This is a genomic window from Nonomuraea sp. NPDC005650 (assembly GCF_040605375.1).
In the GTDB taxonomy this organism is placed as follows: Bacteria; Actinomycetota; Actinomycetes; order Streptosporangiales; family Streptosporangiaceae; genus Nonomuraea.
The window spans coordinates 471,461-485,500 of record NZ_JBEXCR010000003.1; the positions used below are offsets into that span (position 1 = coordinate 471,461).

Annotated in this window: 12 protein-coding genes; 6 read left to right on the forward strand and 6 right to left on the reverse strand. The window is 71.0% G+C overall.

Annotated features, from left to right (window positions below; translation table 11 throughout):
- A partial coding sequence (locus ABZS69_RS07675) for a hypothetical protein (protein WP_355368169.1) occupies positions 1-232 on the reverse strand: 232 nt, incomplete at its 3' end.
- Positions 233-349: 117 nt separating this feature from the next.
- Here ABZS69_RS07675 and ABZS69_RS07680 point away from each other — a divergent pair.
- Positions 350-856: a hypothetical protein gene (locus ABZS69_RS07680; RefSeq protein WP_355368173.1), complete on the forward strand. Its 507-nt coding sequence runs from the start codon at positions 350-352 to the stop codon at positions 854-856.
- Positions 857-881: 25 nt separating this feature from the next.
- Here ABZS69_RS07680 and ABZS69_RS07685 read toward each other — a convergent pair whose 3' ends face one another.
- Entirely contained in the window at positions 882-1,799 is a 918-nt protein-coding gene (locus ABZS69_RS07685) for a hypothetical protein (protein WP_355368176.1), read from the reverse strand.
- A gap of 644 nt (positions 1,800-2,443) precedes the next feature.
- Here ABZS69_RS07685 and ABZS69_RS07690 point away from each other — a divergent pair.
- Together ABZS69_RS07690 and ABZS69_RS07695 are read left to right on the forward strand one after the other, a co-directional pair.
- Positions 2,444-3,343 (forward strand): PAC2 family protein, encoded by a 900-nt coding sequence (locus ABZS69_RS07690; protein ID WP_355368179.1) that lies wholly within the window; start codon positions 2,444-2,446, stop codon positions 3,341-3,343.
- A gap of 265 nt (positions 3,344-3,608) precedes the next feature.
- Positions 3,609-4,649 (forward strand): Gfo/Idh/MocA family oxidoreductase, encoded by a 1,041-nt coding sequence (locus ABZS69_RS07695; protein WP_355368182.1) that lies wholly within the window; start codon positions 3,609-3,611, stop codon positions 4,647-4,649.
- 18 nt (positions 4,650-4,667) lie between these two features.
- Here ABZS69_RS07695 and ABZS69_RS07700 read toward each other — a convergent pair whose 3' ends face one another.
- Complete coding sequence (locus ABZS69_RS07700; RefSeq protein WP_355368185.1) at positions 4,668-5,450, reverse strand: tyrosine-protein phosphatase; 783 nt, start codon at positions 5,448-5,450, stop codon at positions 4,668-4,670.
- A 73-nt stretch (positions 5,451-5,523) separates the two neighbouring features.
- Here ABZS69_RS07700 and ABZS69_RS07705 point away from each other — a divergent pair, with 73 nt between their 5' ends.
- Positions 5,524-6,396: a hypothetical protein gene (locus tag ABZS69_RS07705; protein ID WP_355368188.1), complete on the forward strand. Its 873-nt coding sequence runs from the start codon at positions 5,524-5,526 to the stop codon at positions 6,394-6,396.
- Between the two features lie 39 nt (positions 6,397-6,435).
- On the opposite strand, the gene ABZS69_RS07710 is transcribed toward ABZS69_RS07705, so the two are convergent.
- Together ABZS69_RS07710 and ABZS69_RS07715 are read right to left on the reverse strand one after the other, a co-directional pair.
- Positions 6,436-8,916 (reverse strand): tetratricopeptide repeat protein, encoded by a 2,481-nt coding sequence (locus ABZS69_RS07710; protein ID WP_355368191.1) that lies wholly within the window; start codon positions 8,914-8,916, stop codon positions 6,436-6,438.
- Positions 8,917-9,034: 118 nt separating this feature from the next.
- Positions 9,035-11,137, reverse strand: a complete 2,103-nt coding sequence (locus tag ABZS69_RS07715) for a M6 family metalloprotease domain-containing protein (protein WP_355368194.1) — start codon at positions 11,135-11,137, stop codon at positions 9,035-9,037.
- Positions 11,138-11,243: 106 nt separating this feature from the next.
- Between ABZS69_RS07715 and ABZS69_RS07720 the strand changes: the two genes are divergently transcribed.
- Both ABZS69_RS07720 and ABZS69_RS07725 read left to right on the forward strand, forming a co-directional pair.
- The gene (locus ABZS69_RS07720; RefSeq protein WP_355368196.1) at positions 11,244-12,401 is read left to right on the forward strand and encodes a helix-turn-helix domain-containing protein; all 1,158 of its coding nucleotides are present in this window, start codon (positions 11,244-11,246) and stop codon (positions 12,399-12,401) included.
- Between the two features lie 118 nt (positions 12,402-12,519).
- Complete coding sequence (locus ABZS69_RS07725) at positions 12,520-13,512, forward strand: amidohydrolase family protein (RefSeq protein WP_355368199.1); 993 nt, start codon at positions 12,520-12,522, stop codon at positions 13,510-13,512.
- A gap of 61 nt (positions 13,513-13,573) precedes the next feature.
- Here ABZS69_RS07725 and ABZS69_RS07730 read toward each other — a convergent pair whose 3' ends face one another.
- Positions 13,574-13,993, reverse strand: coding sequence for a MarR family transcriptional regulator (locus ABZS69_RS07730; RefSeq protein ID WP_355368202.1), 420 nt, complete (start codon positions 13,991-13,993; stop codon positions 13,574-13,576).
- Between the last annotated feature and the right edge of the window lie 47 nt (positions 13,994-14,040).

Genomic DNA, 14,040 nt, shown 5'->3' on the forward strand with positions numbered 1-14,040 from the left:
CCGCGAGCAAGGAGCGGTGCAAGGCCCTGTGGGTGCTCTCGTACGTGCGCAGCGCCCAGGGCGACAACGCGGGCGCGTTGAAGGCGGCCGAGCAGTGCGGCACCGAGGCCGTCCGGGTCGGCGACTCCAGGGCCGTGATCCTGGCCTCCAAGATGCAGGGCACGGCCGCGCTGCTCTCGGGCGACCTGCAGAAGGCCAGCGCGCTGCTGGGCGTGGCGATCGAGTTCAACACCGACAACAAGGAGCTCAACCCCGGCCTGCTGCCCGCCATCGTCGAGCTGTCGCTGGTGCTGTCGTCGCAGGGTGAGTTCTACGAGGCGGAGTCGCTGCTGCTGGACTGCCTGCAGGTGTGCCGGGAGCGCGGCGAGCTCTGGGTCAGCTCGTACGCGCAGAGGCGGAGTCGCTGCTGCTGGACTGCCTGCAGGTGTGCCGGGAGCGCGGCGAGCTCTGGGTCAGCTCGTACGCGCAGTGGGCGCTGGCGTTCACCAGGCTCGCGACCGGCAGGCCGGACGAGGCGCTGCAGAGCGCCAGGGAAGGGCTGCGGATCAAGCGGCACTTCCACGACACGCTCGGCACCCTGCTGGCGCTGGAGACCTCCGCGCGCATCTTCGTCATGCGCGACGATCTGACGCTGGCCGCCAGGCTGCTCGGCGCGCTGCAGCAGAACTGGAAGTCGGCCGGCCTGCCGCAGATGGGCGCGCCGTTCCTGACCGACGACCACAACGCGTGTGTACGCGAGTGCGTGCGGCGGATGGGTGAGCTGGCCTACAAGAACGCGTTCGAGGAGGGCGCCAGGCTCGACCTGGACGAGGCGTCCGAACTCGCGCTCGGGGGCGAGCCGGACGCCTCAGACTAGAGCCGACCTCAGACTGGAGCCGGCCTCAGACCGCCTGGGGCCATTGCGTGTCGTCGGGCCAGGCGTGTACGTAACGTGCGCTGCCGAGGGAGAACTCGATGTGCCCGCGCACCCAGTGCTCGAGTCCCCGTACGTACTTGCGGACCGGCAGCGAAGCCCAGTGTTCCAGCGCGGCGCGCCGCTCGACGAACGCGGCGATCGCGTCGTTGTGCATCTCCGCGACCTCGCGCAGCGCGTTCTGGAGCGAGAGGGCCTTGTGCGTGGCCAGCACGGTGACGAGGTTGTGCCTGGCCTTGTCGTTCCCCCGTTCCTTGGCGTACGAGAGCAGGTCGTTGTCCCAGCCGATGAGGTCGCACGCCAGATCGGACAGCGCGCGCACGTCGGGATGATGCCATTCCTCGGCCTCGAGCCGGTAGCCGCCGCCCGCGTCGATGAGCGCGAAGCAGGTGTACGTGGCCCCCGTGATGCGGCGCATCAGCACGTAGTCCTCAGGGGTGGGAATCAGGTCGACCTCACGGTTGGCCGCCTCCCAGATCTGGGCGAACAGGTACTCCTTCACCGTGATCCGCCACCGGTCCACCTGCGCGGGGGTGGCGGCCTCGGAGATGCGGTGCAGGAGCTCGTTGAGGGCGAGGCCGAACGGGTCGTCGGCGTCCGGCTCCCTGCGTCCGTCGAGGATCTCGAGGAGCGGCGGCAGGGCGCGGGCCAGCCCGGAGGCCCGGTGTCCCATCAGCTCGCCCTCGCAGAACGCGTCGTCGAACGCGAAGAGCCAGTTGTACCAATCGTTGATCAACCGGAGGCTGTCACGCGGCACGGTCGGGTTCGTCCGGGCCGAGAGCAGGCCGATCTTGGAGCGCTGGAAGTGCTCGATCGTCTCGGCGCTGAGCATGTTCGAGGCGGCCAGCCATGCGTGACTCTCCGCGTCGACCTCCGTGGCATGCACGTTGATCTCACTCGGGAACGGACATGGCAACGGAGGGATGTGGAGTGGTCGCCTACCAAAGGTTTGCGCAGAAGTAGCCACGTAATCCAGCATGACGATGGCGTGCACGAAAGGCCACACTCGGCAACTTCGAGGCCTTTAATGCTTATTTCATACTATGAATCGCTTTGCGTGAACCATTGGATAAACAGGTCATTCGCGAACATTCGCGCCGAGCCCAAAGCCCGACCACGAACCCGCACCGCGACCGCCTCCCCCTCCGGCGACGCTCTGACCACGGCGGATTTCTCCCTGAAGACCACATCGGCACGTGATCTCCGCCCGCTGTCGCCGGCCCGGCGGTGACCGGCGCCGTATGTTACATACGGCCGACCGGTCCCGGCGTGACCGTAATGAGCCGCGAGCACCAGCAAAGTGTCACCTTTCCCGCCGGTCGCCTCGATTGGGGCTCCTGCCTCGGCATACGCCGGTCGCGGCGGCGGCGTCACCCGCCCTGGCCAGGCCGAACGCCCTGGCGCGGAACCCCCCGAGTTCCGGATCCGTGGCCATGTGTCCTATTGACCCCAGATAGGGTGCCGTGCGCGGAATCGTTCCGACCCGCCGTAGGTTCTGGTGAAGAGTACCTAGGGAAAGGCTGTCCAACCGTGTTCGACCCGAAGGACCTCTACAAGCTCGCAGACGATGCGCCCGAGCTGCCCGATCCGGTGTTGCTGTACCACTTCGACGGCTTCGTCGACGCGGGAGCCGCCGGACGCCTTGCGCTGGGCCACCTGCTGGCCGAGCTGGAGCACCGGGTCGTGGCGACGTTCGACGTGGACCGGCTGCTCGACTACCGGTCTCGCCGGCCCATCATGACCTTCGACACCGACCGATGGGTGGAGTGCGAGAGCCCGGAGCTTGCCGTTCATGTCGCGAAGGACGCGACGGGAACACAGTTCCTGGTGATGAGCGGGCCCGAGCCCGACAGGGAGTGGGAGCTGTTCACCAAGGCCGTGTCGGACCTGGTGGACCGCTTGAAGGTGAGCAAGCTCGTGACCCTGCACGGCATCCCCATGGCGGTCCCCCACACCCGGCCGCTCGGCCTCACGATGCACGCCAGCAGGCCCGAATTGATCAACTCCCAGACGAGCGCGTTCGGGCGGGTCCAGGTGCCGGGGAGCGTGGCGGCGCTGCTGGAGTTCCGGCTGGGGGCGCAGGGGCACGACGCGCTGGGGTACGCGATCCACGTGCCGCACTACCTCTCGCAGGCCGAGTACCCGACCGCCGCCGTCACGGGCCTGGAGGCCGTGACGCGGGGCACGGGGCTGGTGTTCCCGATGGACGCGCTGCGCGACGCGGCCCGCCGCACGACGACGGAGATCGAGGAGCAGATCCAGGCCTCCACCGAGCTCTCCACGGCGATCAAGGGGCTGGAGCAGCAGTACGACGCGTTCGCGGGCGGCGCCGAGCGCGAGAACCTGATGGCCGAGACCACCCCGATGCCCACCGGCGACGAGCTCGCCGCCCAGTTCGAACGGTTCCTCGCCGAACGCGACGACGAGTAAAACCCCCATATTTCACGGTGGCCCAAGCCCGCACCACCCGCCGCACGTGGCCGGCCCCTGTCCAGGGTGACGCTCACCAGGTGCGCGTGGCGGGCCGCCGTCACGGCGCCCCGTGGGCCGTCCGGGTGGTGCCTTCCTGACCCCGGGAACACGCATACCGTGCCTCGTGCCCCTGAACCGAACGGCGCCTCCGTACCCTCGAAAGCCGCTCGAACCAGGGGCACGGCCCGGCGATCTCGCCGGGCCTGCCCGTTAGCCTGAGGAAATGACTGACATCCGGGTCGGACTGGTCGGCTACGGCACCGCCGGAGCGTACTTCCACGCCCCTCTCATCCACGCCACCCCCGGCCTGTCCCTGGCCGCCGTCGTGACCGGGAATCCCGCCCGCCAGGCCGAGGTGGCCGAGAAGTACGGCGCGACCCCCGTGTCCGGCGTGGAGGAGCTGTGGGGCCGGTGCGATCTCGTCGTGGTCGCCTCCCCCAACAGGACCCACGTGGCCACCGCCGCCGCCGCGCTCACCCACGGCCTGCCCGTCGTCGTGGACAAGCCCCTGGCCAGGACCGCCGAGGAGGGCCGGGGGCTGGTGCGGCTGGCCAAGGAGCGGGGTCTCATGCTGACCGTGTTCCAGAACCGGCGCTGGGACGGCGACTTCCGCACCGTCCGCAGGCTGGTCGAGGAGGGACGGCTGGGTGAGGTGCTGCGCTTCGAGTCGAGGTTCGAGCGGTGGCGGCCGGTGCCCAAGGGCGGCTGGCGGGAGGCCGGGGGCACGGAGGAGATCGGCGGGCTCCTCTACGACCTCGGCAGCCACCTCGTGGACCAGGCCCTGCAACTGCTGGGTCCCGCGCGCGAGGTCTACTGCGAGAGCGACGTGCGGCGCCAGGGGGTGGCCTCCGACGACGACACGTTCATCGCGCTCACGCACGCGGGCGGGGCCCGGTCGCACCTGTGGATGAGCTCGGTGGCGGCCTGGCGCGGGCCCCGGTTCCGGGTGCTGGGCACGTCGGCGGGGTTCGTGAAGTACGGGATGGACGTGCAGGAGGAGCGGCTGCGGGCGGGGATGGCGCCCGGCTCGCCCGAGTTCGGGGAGGACGACGAGGGGAGCTGGGGGCTGCTCGGCACGGAGGAGGCCCACCGGGCCGAGCGCACGGAGCCGGGGGCGTACCTGGACTTCTACCGTGGGGTGGTGGCGGCGCTGCGCGAGGGCGCGCCACCACCCGTGGACCCGGAGAGCGTGATCGACACGCTGACCGTCATCGAGGCCGCCCACCTCTCGGCCACCCAGCGCATCGTCACCCACCTGAGCTGACCCGGGGCCAGCGGCGGATCAGTCGCGCAGGCGGGCGCGCAGGGCGGTTGCGTCGGCGTCGGTGAAGCCGTATTGGGTCAGCCAGCCCGTCGGCCCGCCGAACCGCTCATCGAGCACCTGGAAGAACTGCTCGATGTAGCGGGCCCGGGGCATGTGGTCGTCGGCCGGGCGCGAGTCCAGGTCGCCCCGGTACGTCTCGCTGGCGCGCAACCGCTTGAGGATCAGCTCCAGCCGCTCCCCCGTCGCCACGTAGTCCTCGACGATCGCCTCGCGGGTCGCCCCCGCCACCTCCAGCGCCAGCGCCGACAGCACCCCGGTGCGGTCCTTGCCCGCCGCGCAGTGCACCAGCGCCGCCCCGTCGTCCAGCGACATCGCGCGCAGCGCCGCCACCACCGCGTCCGGGCGGTCGCGCAGGTAGCCGAAGTAGAAGCCGGTCACCCGCAGCTCCTCGTCCAGCGCGCGCTCGGCCCACGGCAGCACCCGGTCGGCGTCGATGGTGTCGGCCTCGACGTCGGTGTGCGTCCCGCCCTCCGCGAACAGCGTCAGGTGGTGGTGGCGCACCTCGGGCGCCAGGGTGAGCGGCCCCGGCCCCTCCATCGAGACCTCGGCGTTCGAGCGCAGGTCCACGACGTGCCGCAGGTTCAGCTCACCCACCAGCAGTGCCACGTCACCCTGCGTGAGGCCCTGCAGGTTGTCGGCGCGGAAGATCCGCCCGCGACGGGTGCTGCCACCGTCACGGGTGGGCAATCCGCCCAGGTCACGCGCGTTGACCGCGCCTTCCAGGTCTATCCACCTTGTCATCTCATCCATCATTGCGACCCTATATGTCCGCCAAACATGAGCGGATTCGAGGTTCATAACGCAGCATGAACGTATGGATCCACGACGTCTGCCGCCTCGGCTGGTGATCGATCCAACGCTGCACCCGGAGGTCTCGGTCGAGTTGCGGTCCAGCCCGCACATCCTTCGCCTGGCCCGGTCCGGTATGCGCGTGGACACCACGAAGAACCCTGCCGTCCTCTTCGTGATCCCGGCTCTCCTCATGGTGATCGCCCTGGTGACTGACACGAGCCTCCTGCTGGTCCCGGGTGTGGGGCTCGGGCTGATCGTCCTGTTCAGGTGGATGGCGTTGGACGGCACCTATCGCTCGACCAGGCGGCGGATCCAGGCCGCCAGGGCCCACGCCAACCACTACGTCCTGCCCGAGGACCTGGACTACCCCTGCCAGATGCTGCTGCGCAGGGCGCAGAACGCGGTGGATGCGATCCTGGGCTCCCGCGTCCACCGGGACGGCCTGATCGACAGCATCGACAACCGGGTGTCACTGCCCGAGGAGGTCTGGCAGATCGCCCAGCGGCTGCGGAAGCTGTCGTCCATGCACGCCGACCAGGGCAAGATCATCCCCCGCGAGCTGCCGCCCGGCATGGAGGACGCGTTCAAGCCCTACACCACCGCGCTGGACGCCGCCTGGACGTCGCTGTCGCACCGGGTCCGCCACCTGGAGAAGTACGCCAAGCAGGTGATCAAGGCGGACAAGGTCTACCACGCGCACCGGCGGCTGGAGTCGCTGGCCGCCAAGACGCCCGAGTACCAGGAGCTGATCGCCGACACCGTGCGGGACGCGCAGGCCCGCGAGCACATCAGGGAGCTGGCCGACCAGGCGGCGCACGTGCGCAAGCTGTTCGAGGAGAGCATCACCCAGGCCAGGCTGGCGGCGGGCGAGCTGATCAGGACGCCCCTTACCTGAGGGACGCCACGGGCCTGAGGGACGCCACGGGCCTGAGGTTCAGGGGCCGGCGCGTCTGAGGAGCTCCAGGGTGCGGCGCATGCCGGCCTCGTTGCCGAGGCTGCGGTAGATGTCCCTGGCCTGCTCCAGCGGCTGCACCGCGGCGTCGCGGCCGCCCGCGTAGAGGTGCGCCTCCCCCAGGTAGCGCAGGCTCCGGGCCATCCACCACCGGTCCTCGAGCTCCTCGAACCCCCGCACCGCCCGCCGCAGCTCCCGCTCCGACTCCTCGATCCGGCCCAGCCTCGCCAGGGCCCGCCCGGCCGACACGGCGGTCCTGGCCACCCCCCACGAGTCGCCCAGCGCGACCAGGATCCTCTCGGCCCGCCGGACGAAGTCCAGCTCGCGCAGCCCGTTGTCGGGGTCGCCGACCTCCCCGGCGGCCCGCAGGCAGCGGGCCTCCTCCCACAGCTCCCCGCGCTGCCTGAACATCTCGGAGGCCCGGTCGAGGCTGAACCCGGCCCTGGTGAACAGGTTCGCCGCCAGCCGGTGGTCGCCCGCGAGATGCTCGCCACGCGCCTGCGCGGCCAGCACCTCGCCGTAGACGCGCAGGGTCTGGGCCTCGGAGTAGCGGTTGCCGTCCCGCTTGAAGATCTCCAGGGCGTCCTCCAGCAGCTCCCTGGCCTCGTCGGGACGGCGTTCCGACATGCGCATCTCGGCGAGGTTGCGCTGGGTGCGGGCCATCCACCACAGGTCCTCCTCACCCTTGAACGCGGTGATCGCCCCGATCAGGTAGTCCTGCGCCCGGTCCAGGTGACCGTCGCTGAACAAGGTCATGCCGACCGTGCGCATGGCCCTGGCCGCCCACCAGGACTCCCCCAGCTCCTCGAACGTCGTCAGCGCCCGCCTGGCCTCCTCCAGCGCCCGCTCGCGCAGGCCCAGGCCCCCGTGCACGGAGGCGCTGTCGAGCAGCGCGATGGCCAGCGCGCGCCGGTCGCCGCTCTGCGCGGCGGCCTCGCAGCCGAGCTCGGCGACGGCCGCCCAGTCGGCCCAGTACGCGCGCAGCGAGTGGCACAGCGAGCAGAACGCCCTGGCCAGCCCCCAGCTCAGCTCCCACAGCCGGAGCTGGCGAGCCAGGTGGATCATGGCGAGCAGCGTCAGCCGCTCGGCGTTGAGCCAGTCGCCGGCCCGGACCTCCCTGTCGGTGTCGGAGCGGCGCCCGCCCCTGCTCCAGTCCTGCGGCCAGCGGTTCTGCGCGGCCTCCTCGGCGCGGCGGCGGTAGCCGTGGAGCACCCGCTCGATGGCGGCCCTGCGCCGCTCGGCCTCGTCCTGCTCGGCCAGCTCCGCGGCGAACACCCTGACCAGGTCGTGCAGCCGGTAACGCATCGTGCCGGTCTGGTCGGTGCCCGAGCACTCGGCGAGCTGGGCGTCGATGAGGGCTTCGAGCTGGTCGGCGCCGTCAAGCCCGGAGATGTCGAGCAGCTCGCCGGCCACCCAGCCGGGCACGTCGGGCGCGGTGAGCGCGCTGAGCAGGCGCAGCAGGCGGCGCTGCATGCCCGTGCAGTCGTCGTAGCTGAGCTGCACGGAGGCGCGCACGCTCTTGTCCACCGTCGGGGCCACTTCGAGCTGGTCGAGGCGGCGGCGCGTGTCGGCCAGCCGGGCGGCCATCTCGCGCATGGTCCACTGCTCGCGGGTGGCCAGCCGGGCGCCGCAGATGTTGATCGCCAGCGGCAGGTAGTCGCACAGCCGGACGACGTCCCTGGCGGCCTCGAGGTCCTCGACGATCCGGTCGCCGCCGGCCAGCCTGGCCAGCAGCTCCACGCCGTGCGCCTCGCTGAACACTCTCAGCCGAGTGTCATGGGTGCCGTTCAGGAACAGCGGCGCGCGTGAGGTGACCAGCACCGCGCAGCCGGGCTCGGCCGGGATCAGCGCTTTGACCTGGGCGGCGTCGTGGGCGTTGTCCAGGCCGATGAGGATCCTGCGGCCCTTGGTCCAGGTCAGCCAGAGCTGGCGTAACTCGTCCAGGCCGCCGGGGTCGGTGGTCAGGCGCACGCCCAGCGCGCGCAGGAACCCGATCAGCACCTCGTCGGGGCGCACCGGGGCGTCCACGCCGCCGCGCAGGTCGGCGTAGAGCCTGCCGTCGGGGAACCAGCCGGCCACCTCCTGCGCGAACCTGGTCATCAGCGCCGACTTGCCGACGCCGCCCCGGCCGTACACGGAGACCACGAGGGGCGGTGAGAGGTCGGAGGCCTTCCTGCGCTCGGCGAAGACCTCGCGTAACTCGGCCAGCGCCTCGGCGCGGCCGGTGAAGTGCTCGGGGGCGGGTGGCCACTGGTCGGGCGCGAGCGAGCTGGGCGCGGGGAGGGACTTGCGGCGGGGTTCGCGCGGCTCGGTGGTGGCCCAGGTGGTCAGCCCGACGAGAAGGGCCGCCGCGCCGGTCACGGCGATCTTCGCCACCGGCGGGATCTCCCAGTCCACGGAGGCGGTCAGCACGCTCGCCGCGGCGGCCGCGAGGCCCGCGGAGACGGGCGCGGCCCACTGCACCTTTCTACGTCTTTTACGTGGTTTGTCGGGTAGTTCCCCTGTCAACGAGCACCCCCCTATGGGGTGATTCAAACCGATGGGGTACGGCTTGCGCCAGCCGTACCCCATCGTTCATCTGTCAGCTGATCACATGACAGGTGGCCGTCGCCGTCCGGGTCGGGTCGCTCTCCGAGGTGGCGGTGAGCTTGACCCTGGCCAGGCGGTCGCCGCCCGAGCCGCGCACGGCGTTCACGGTGACGAGGTCCTGCTTGCCGAACGCGACGGAGGCCAGCGCGTTCGGGAGCTGGGCGGTCCAGCCCTTGCCCTGGACCTCGGCCTTGAGCCGGTAGACGTCGGAGTTCAGGTAGGCGCTGACGTCCTCCGGGTGCTGTCCTTGGGCCGGGGCCGACTTGCCGGTGTTGAACAGCGGGAACTTGCAGGTGGAGATGTTCTTGCCGGCGGGGAGGCCGGCCGAGGGGAGCAGCCTGACGCCGCGCTTCTGCGGGCCCGCGCCGTCGAGCGAGCGGACGGCCACCGTGTAGGAGAGCTCGCCGTCGCGGTCGCGCTTGACGTCGGTGATGTAGAAGTGCAGGCGGTTGGCCTCGTCGACGTACTCGTACTCGCTGCCGGAGTCGGTGCCGGCGTGGAAGAGGGCGTCGGAGAGCTGGCGGTAGTCGCCGATCGTGATCGGCACCTTCGTCCCGTCGGGCAGCACGTAGTCGGTCATGCCGATGTCCTGCGGGTTCGCGTCGATCACCCACTCGAACGGGGACCGGTCCTGGTTCTTGGTCTTGGCCAGCAGGACGCCGGAGTCGGGCGTGAAGGAGTCGGTGCCCACGCGGTCCACGACCTCGACCGTGTAGTTCTCGTAGCCGCCGCCGTCACAGAGCGCGTTCGTGTTGACGTCGCAGGCGGGGCTCTTGTCGCCGGTGTCGAAGGAGATGTTGACGCCGGACAGCTCGTTCTTGCCCGGCTGGATCGCGCGGGCCACGACCCTGGCGGTGACCAGGCCCGACTCGTCGAGCGCCTCGCGCGAGAGGCGCAGGACGTTCTGCTCGTCCACCATCTCCAGCTTGATCTTGTTGCGGAGCATGTGCTGGGCGCCCATGGACGCGCCGGCGGTCGGCGGGATCAGCCAGCGCGAGTGCGGGCCGCCCGGCCCGTTGAAGCTGCCGCGGCTGAGCATCTCCCAGACGCCCGTGTACGCCCTGCGCGGCGGCACGCCGTACGGGTTGTTGTAGTTGTCGGCGATGCCCATGATGTGGCTCAGCTCGTGGGCGTAGACGGCCATGCCCGAGCTCTCGGCCTGGACCGAGTCGACGCCGAAGCGGGCGTTCGGCCAGAAGTTGGAGCCGGCCTGCCACGAGGTCCAGTCGACGTAGCGGGTGGCCACCCAGTTGGGCAGCGCGGGGTCCGGCGGGCCCCACTCGTCCGGCACGTCCTCCTTGGTCGGGAACTTCATCATCCCGAACTCCTGCCAGGTGGACGACTCGTCCTGGCCCGCGCTCAGGTAGAAGACGAAGTCGAACTGCTTGGCCACCTCCTCGCCGACGGCGCCGACCCAGGCCGCGTTGCCCTCGGTACGCAGGTTCTTGTTGCAGGAGTCGCCCGCCGGGCAGCCGGTGCCCGCCTGGAACTCCATCGCGTACTCGTGGTCCTTGCCCGTCAGCGTGTAGGGCCCGAACCCCGTCAGCTCCACCCCGTACCTGCCGCCCGAGTCCTCCATCCAGTACTCGTGGATGGTGTGACCCTTGTTGAGGGTGTTCGGGGTGTTGAGGAAGTCCTGGTAGAACTTGGCCACCTGGTCACGCGGCACGTCGTGGGCCTCGGCGCTCGGGTTCGCGTAGATCGTCGAGCCCTGGGGCTGCGTCACCACGAACGGCTGGTTCGGGTAGTCGAGCAGCACGAGCGCGCCCTTGAACGTGCGCTTCGACCCCTTGACGGCGGGGTCGTTCCACTTGGTACCGGGCGGCCGCTTGTAGTCCGCCCACGTCATGTTGTCGGGATTCTCCCAGTTCTGCGGATCGATCGGCTTGATGCCGCCGACCGGTTGGGAGCGCAGGGCCTGGGCGTCGGCGGGTTCGTCGAGCTGCCAGGGCTGCGTCTGCGGCCAGTGGTTCTGCCGCCACGGATACTCGGGATCGCTGGGGGGTGCTGCGGAAGCAGGGGTCGCCATAAGGCTCACCGGGATCAGCACGATGGCCGCCAGCAAACCCTTCAGCAGCTTCTTCGGGGCAATCACGGATCGACGGTATAGACGATATTGACGGAGATCACCGATCAGTTGTAGGGAAGACCAGTAGCTGTCTTTCCGACAATTGTCGAAATATCCACGTAAAGGTGTTGTTGTGGCGGATCTCCAGCGGACCGTGGACGAACTCGCCGACCGGCTCGGCCGCCCCCTCCTGCTCGAGGACCGCGTGCAACGCGTCGTGGCCTACAGCGAGCAGAACGGCGCCATGGACGACATCCGCCGCGACTCGATCCTGCGCCGCAGCACCACTCCCGAGGTGCGGGACTGGTTCCGCGCCGCCGGCGTGCACGAGGCGACCGGGCCCGTGCGCACCCCGGGCGCGCCGCACCTCGGCCTGCTGCCGCGGGTGTGCGTCCCGGTACGGCACGTGGACGCGCTGCTCGGCTTCCTGTGGTTCGTCAACACGGAGCCGGCCATGTCCGACGCCGAGATCGCCGGGGCCGCGGCCGCCGCCCCCGCGCTGGCGCTGGCCCTGTTCCACGAGAGCCTGGCCAGCGGGCTGGCCTCCCACCGGGAGCTGGAGGCGGTCACCGGGCTGCTGGCCGGCGAGCGGGACGCGGCCAGGCAGCTCATCGAGGCGGGCGCGTTCCCGCAGGCGCAGGCGGTGACCGTGCTGGTGGCCAGGCCCCGCGGAGCCGAGCCGGACGAGGCGCTCAGGCTGGCGCTGGAGCAGGGGCTGCTGGCGCTGCGGCGGCGGCTGAGCGGTCACCACCCGCTGCACCTGGTCCGCTACGACCACGCCGTGCTGCTGACCGCCGGGCCGCCGATCTCTCCCGACGAGTTGCACGCGGCCATGCCGGTACCGGTGGTGGTCGGGGTGGGGCGGACCAGGCCGGCGCTGGCGGAGGCGGCGGGCTCGTACCGGGAGGCCAGGCACGCGGCCGAGGTGACCTCGCGGGTGCCGGGGCTCGGGCGCACGGCCGAGTGGGCGCGGCTCGGCGTCTACCGGATGCTCACCCAGCTGCCCGACCAGGAGCTGCATCCGGGGCTGGAGGAGCTGCTGGCGGACGCCCAGTACCTGCCGCTGCTGGAGACCTTGGAGACCTATCTGGACCTGGCCGGGAGCGCGGTCGCCACCTCTCGGGCGCTGCGGCTGCACCGGACGTCCCTGTATTACCGGCTGCAGCGGGTGGAGGAGCTGGCCCGTACCGATCTGAAAGACGGAGGCGAGCGGCTCGCGCTGCACCTGAGCCTGAAACTCGCTCGCCTCTCCGGGCGATATTTACCGAAGGAATCGCATAATTCGTTCTGATTTGCGCACATGACGTGGCTCACGTTTAATGCCGTGAAGGGGAGATCCGACGGGAGTGCCGATGCCGTCTGCGAAGCGTGCCGGTCCGGTCCAGAGCCGACGCGCGTCCGTGCCTGTCGTGATCCATTCCGCCCCGCTCGTCCTGCCCGTCTGCGCCGATCCCGTCCGCGACGGGGCCGTGGCGCTCAAGGGTGACCGGGTGGTCGAGGTGGGCACCCGGGACTCGGTCACCGCGTCCTTTCCCGCCGCCGAGGAACTGCGGTGGACCGGGATGATCGTGGCCGGTCTGATCGACGCCCGCGCCACGGCCTCCGCCCCCGGGTCCGCCGCCGGGCCCGGGGTGACCGCGCGGGCCGGCGTGGTCTCCGATCTGGCCGAGCCGCCCGGCGTGCCCGGGATCTCGTACGTCGAGGTGACCAGCGCGAGCGAGGAGGAGTGGGAGACCCACGGGCGGGACGCGGTGATCACGGCGATCCGCGAGGTCGACCGGCCCTGCGCGGTGGGGATCGCGGCGCACACGCCGGACCCGCAGGTGCTGGAGGACGTGGCGGTGCTGGCCAGGACGTTCGGGCTGCGGCTGCTGGTCGATCTGGACCGGCACTCCCCCGCGGCGCTGGACGAGGCCGGCGTGCTGGGGCCGCTGTGCCACGTGGCGGTCACCCGGCCCCTGGACCCCGGGGAGCGCAAGCTGCTGCGGCTGCGCAAGACCGTGGTGACCGTCTGCGCGTCGCCCGCCCCCGACGTGCTGGCCCTGCTCGACGAGGGCAACACCGTCGCCCTCGGCACCGGGGCCCCCGGCGGACCCACTGGCCGCCCCACTGGCGGCACCGGCGGCGTGCTCGGAGTCGCGCGGGGCATCCGGCAGCACGCCCGCGAGCTCGGGCTGCGGACCCGGGGGCTGGACTGCCGGCTGGTGACGGCCGCGACCCTCGGCGGGGCCCGTGCGCTGGGGATGGACCGGGGCAAGGGGCGCATCGGATCGCTGGCCCCGGGGACCCGCGCCGACTTCGCCGTCTTCGACGCCCGCGGGCGCTACCCGTACGCGGCCCTCCTGGCCCAGCCACCCTGCCTCGGCACCGTCGTCGGCGGCACGATCCTCCCAGCGGCCTGAACAGCGGCGGCACCGTCCTACCCGCAGCCTGAACGCCGCCGCGATCCCCGCCGCCCGACCGCTAACCGAACTGGGACTCCACCAGCCCCAGCAGGTCACGGAGCTCGTCGCGCTGCTCCAGCGTCAGGATCGCGAACAGGTCCTGGCCCGCGTCCCGGCGGGCGTCACGGGCGCTCTCGGCCATCCGGCGGCCCTCGGGAGTGATCACCACCAGCGTGGAGCGGCGGTTGGCGGGGTCCACCTCGCGGCGCGCCAGCCCGGCCTCCTCCAGCGCGTCGACCACCGGCGTGAGCGAGCGCGGCACGATCCGCAGCTCGTCGGCCAGCCGCACCATCCGCAGCGCCTGCGGGGCCTCGGCGAGCGCCCGGAGGGCCCGCGCCTGCCCCGGGTTGAGCCCCAGCGGGACCAGCCGACGCACGTATCCGTGCCGCAACCTCCGGCCGACCAGGTGCAAGAGCTCGGCGAGCTCCTTTTCTGCCATGCCGAGAAGTTTACCGGAACAAATATGAGTTAACCTCTGTTTGAGTG

Bases quoted from the DNA above. Each gene is read 5' to 3' on its own strand.
- ABZS69_RS07705 (WP_355368188.1), top strand. From the start codon at position 5,524: ATGGATCCACGACGTCTGCCGCCTCGGCTGGTGATCGATCCAACGCTG.
- ABZS69_RS07695 (WP_355368182.1), top strand. From the start codon at position 3,609: ATGACTGACATCCGGGTCGGACTGGTCGGCTACGGCACCGCCGGAGCG.
- ABZS69_RS07730 (WP_355368202.1), bottom strand. From the start codon at position 13,993: ATGGCAGAAAAGGAGCTCGCCGAGCTCTTGCACCTGGTCGGCCGGAGG.
- ABZS69_RS07700 (WP_355368185.1), bottom strand. From the start codon at position 5,450: ATGACAAGGTGGATAGACCTGGAAGGCGCGGTCAACGCGCGTGACCTG.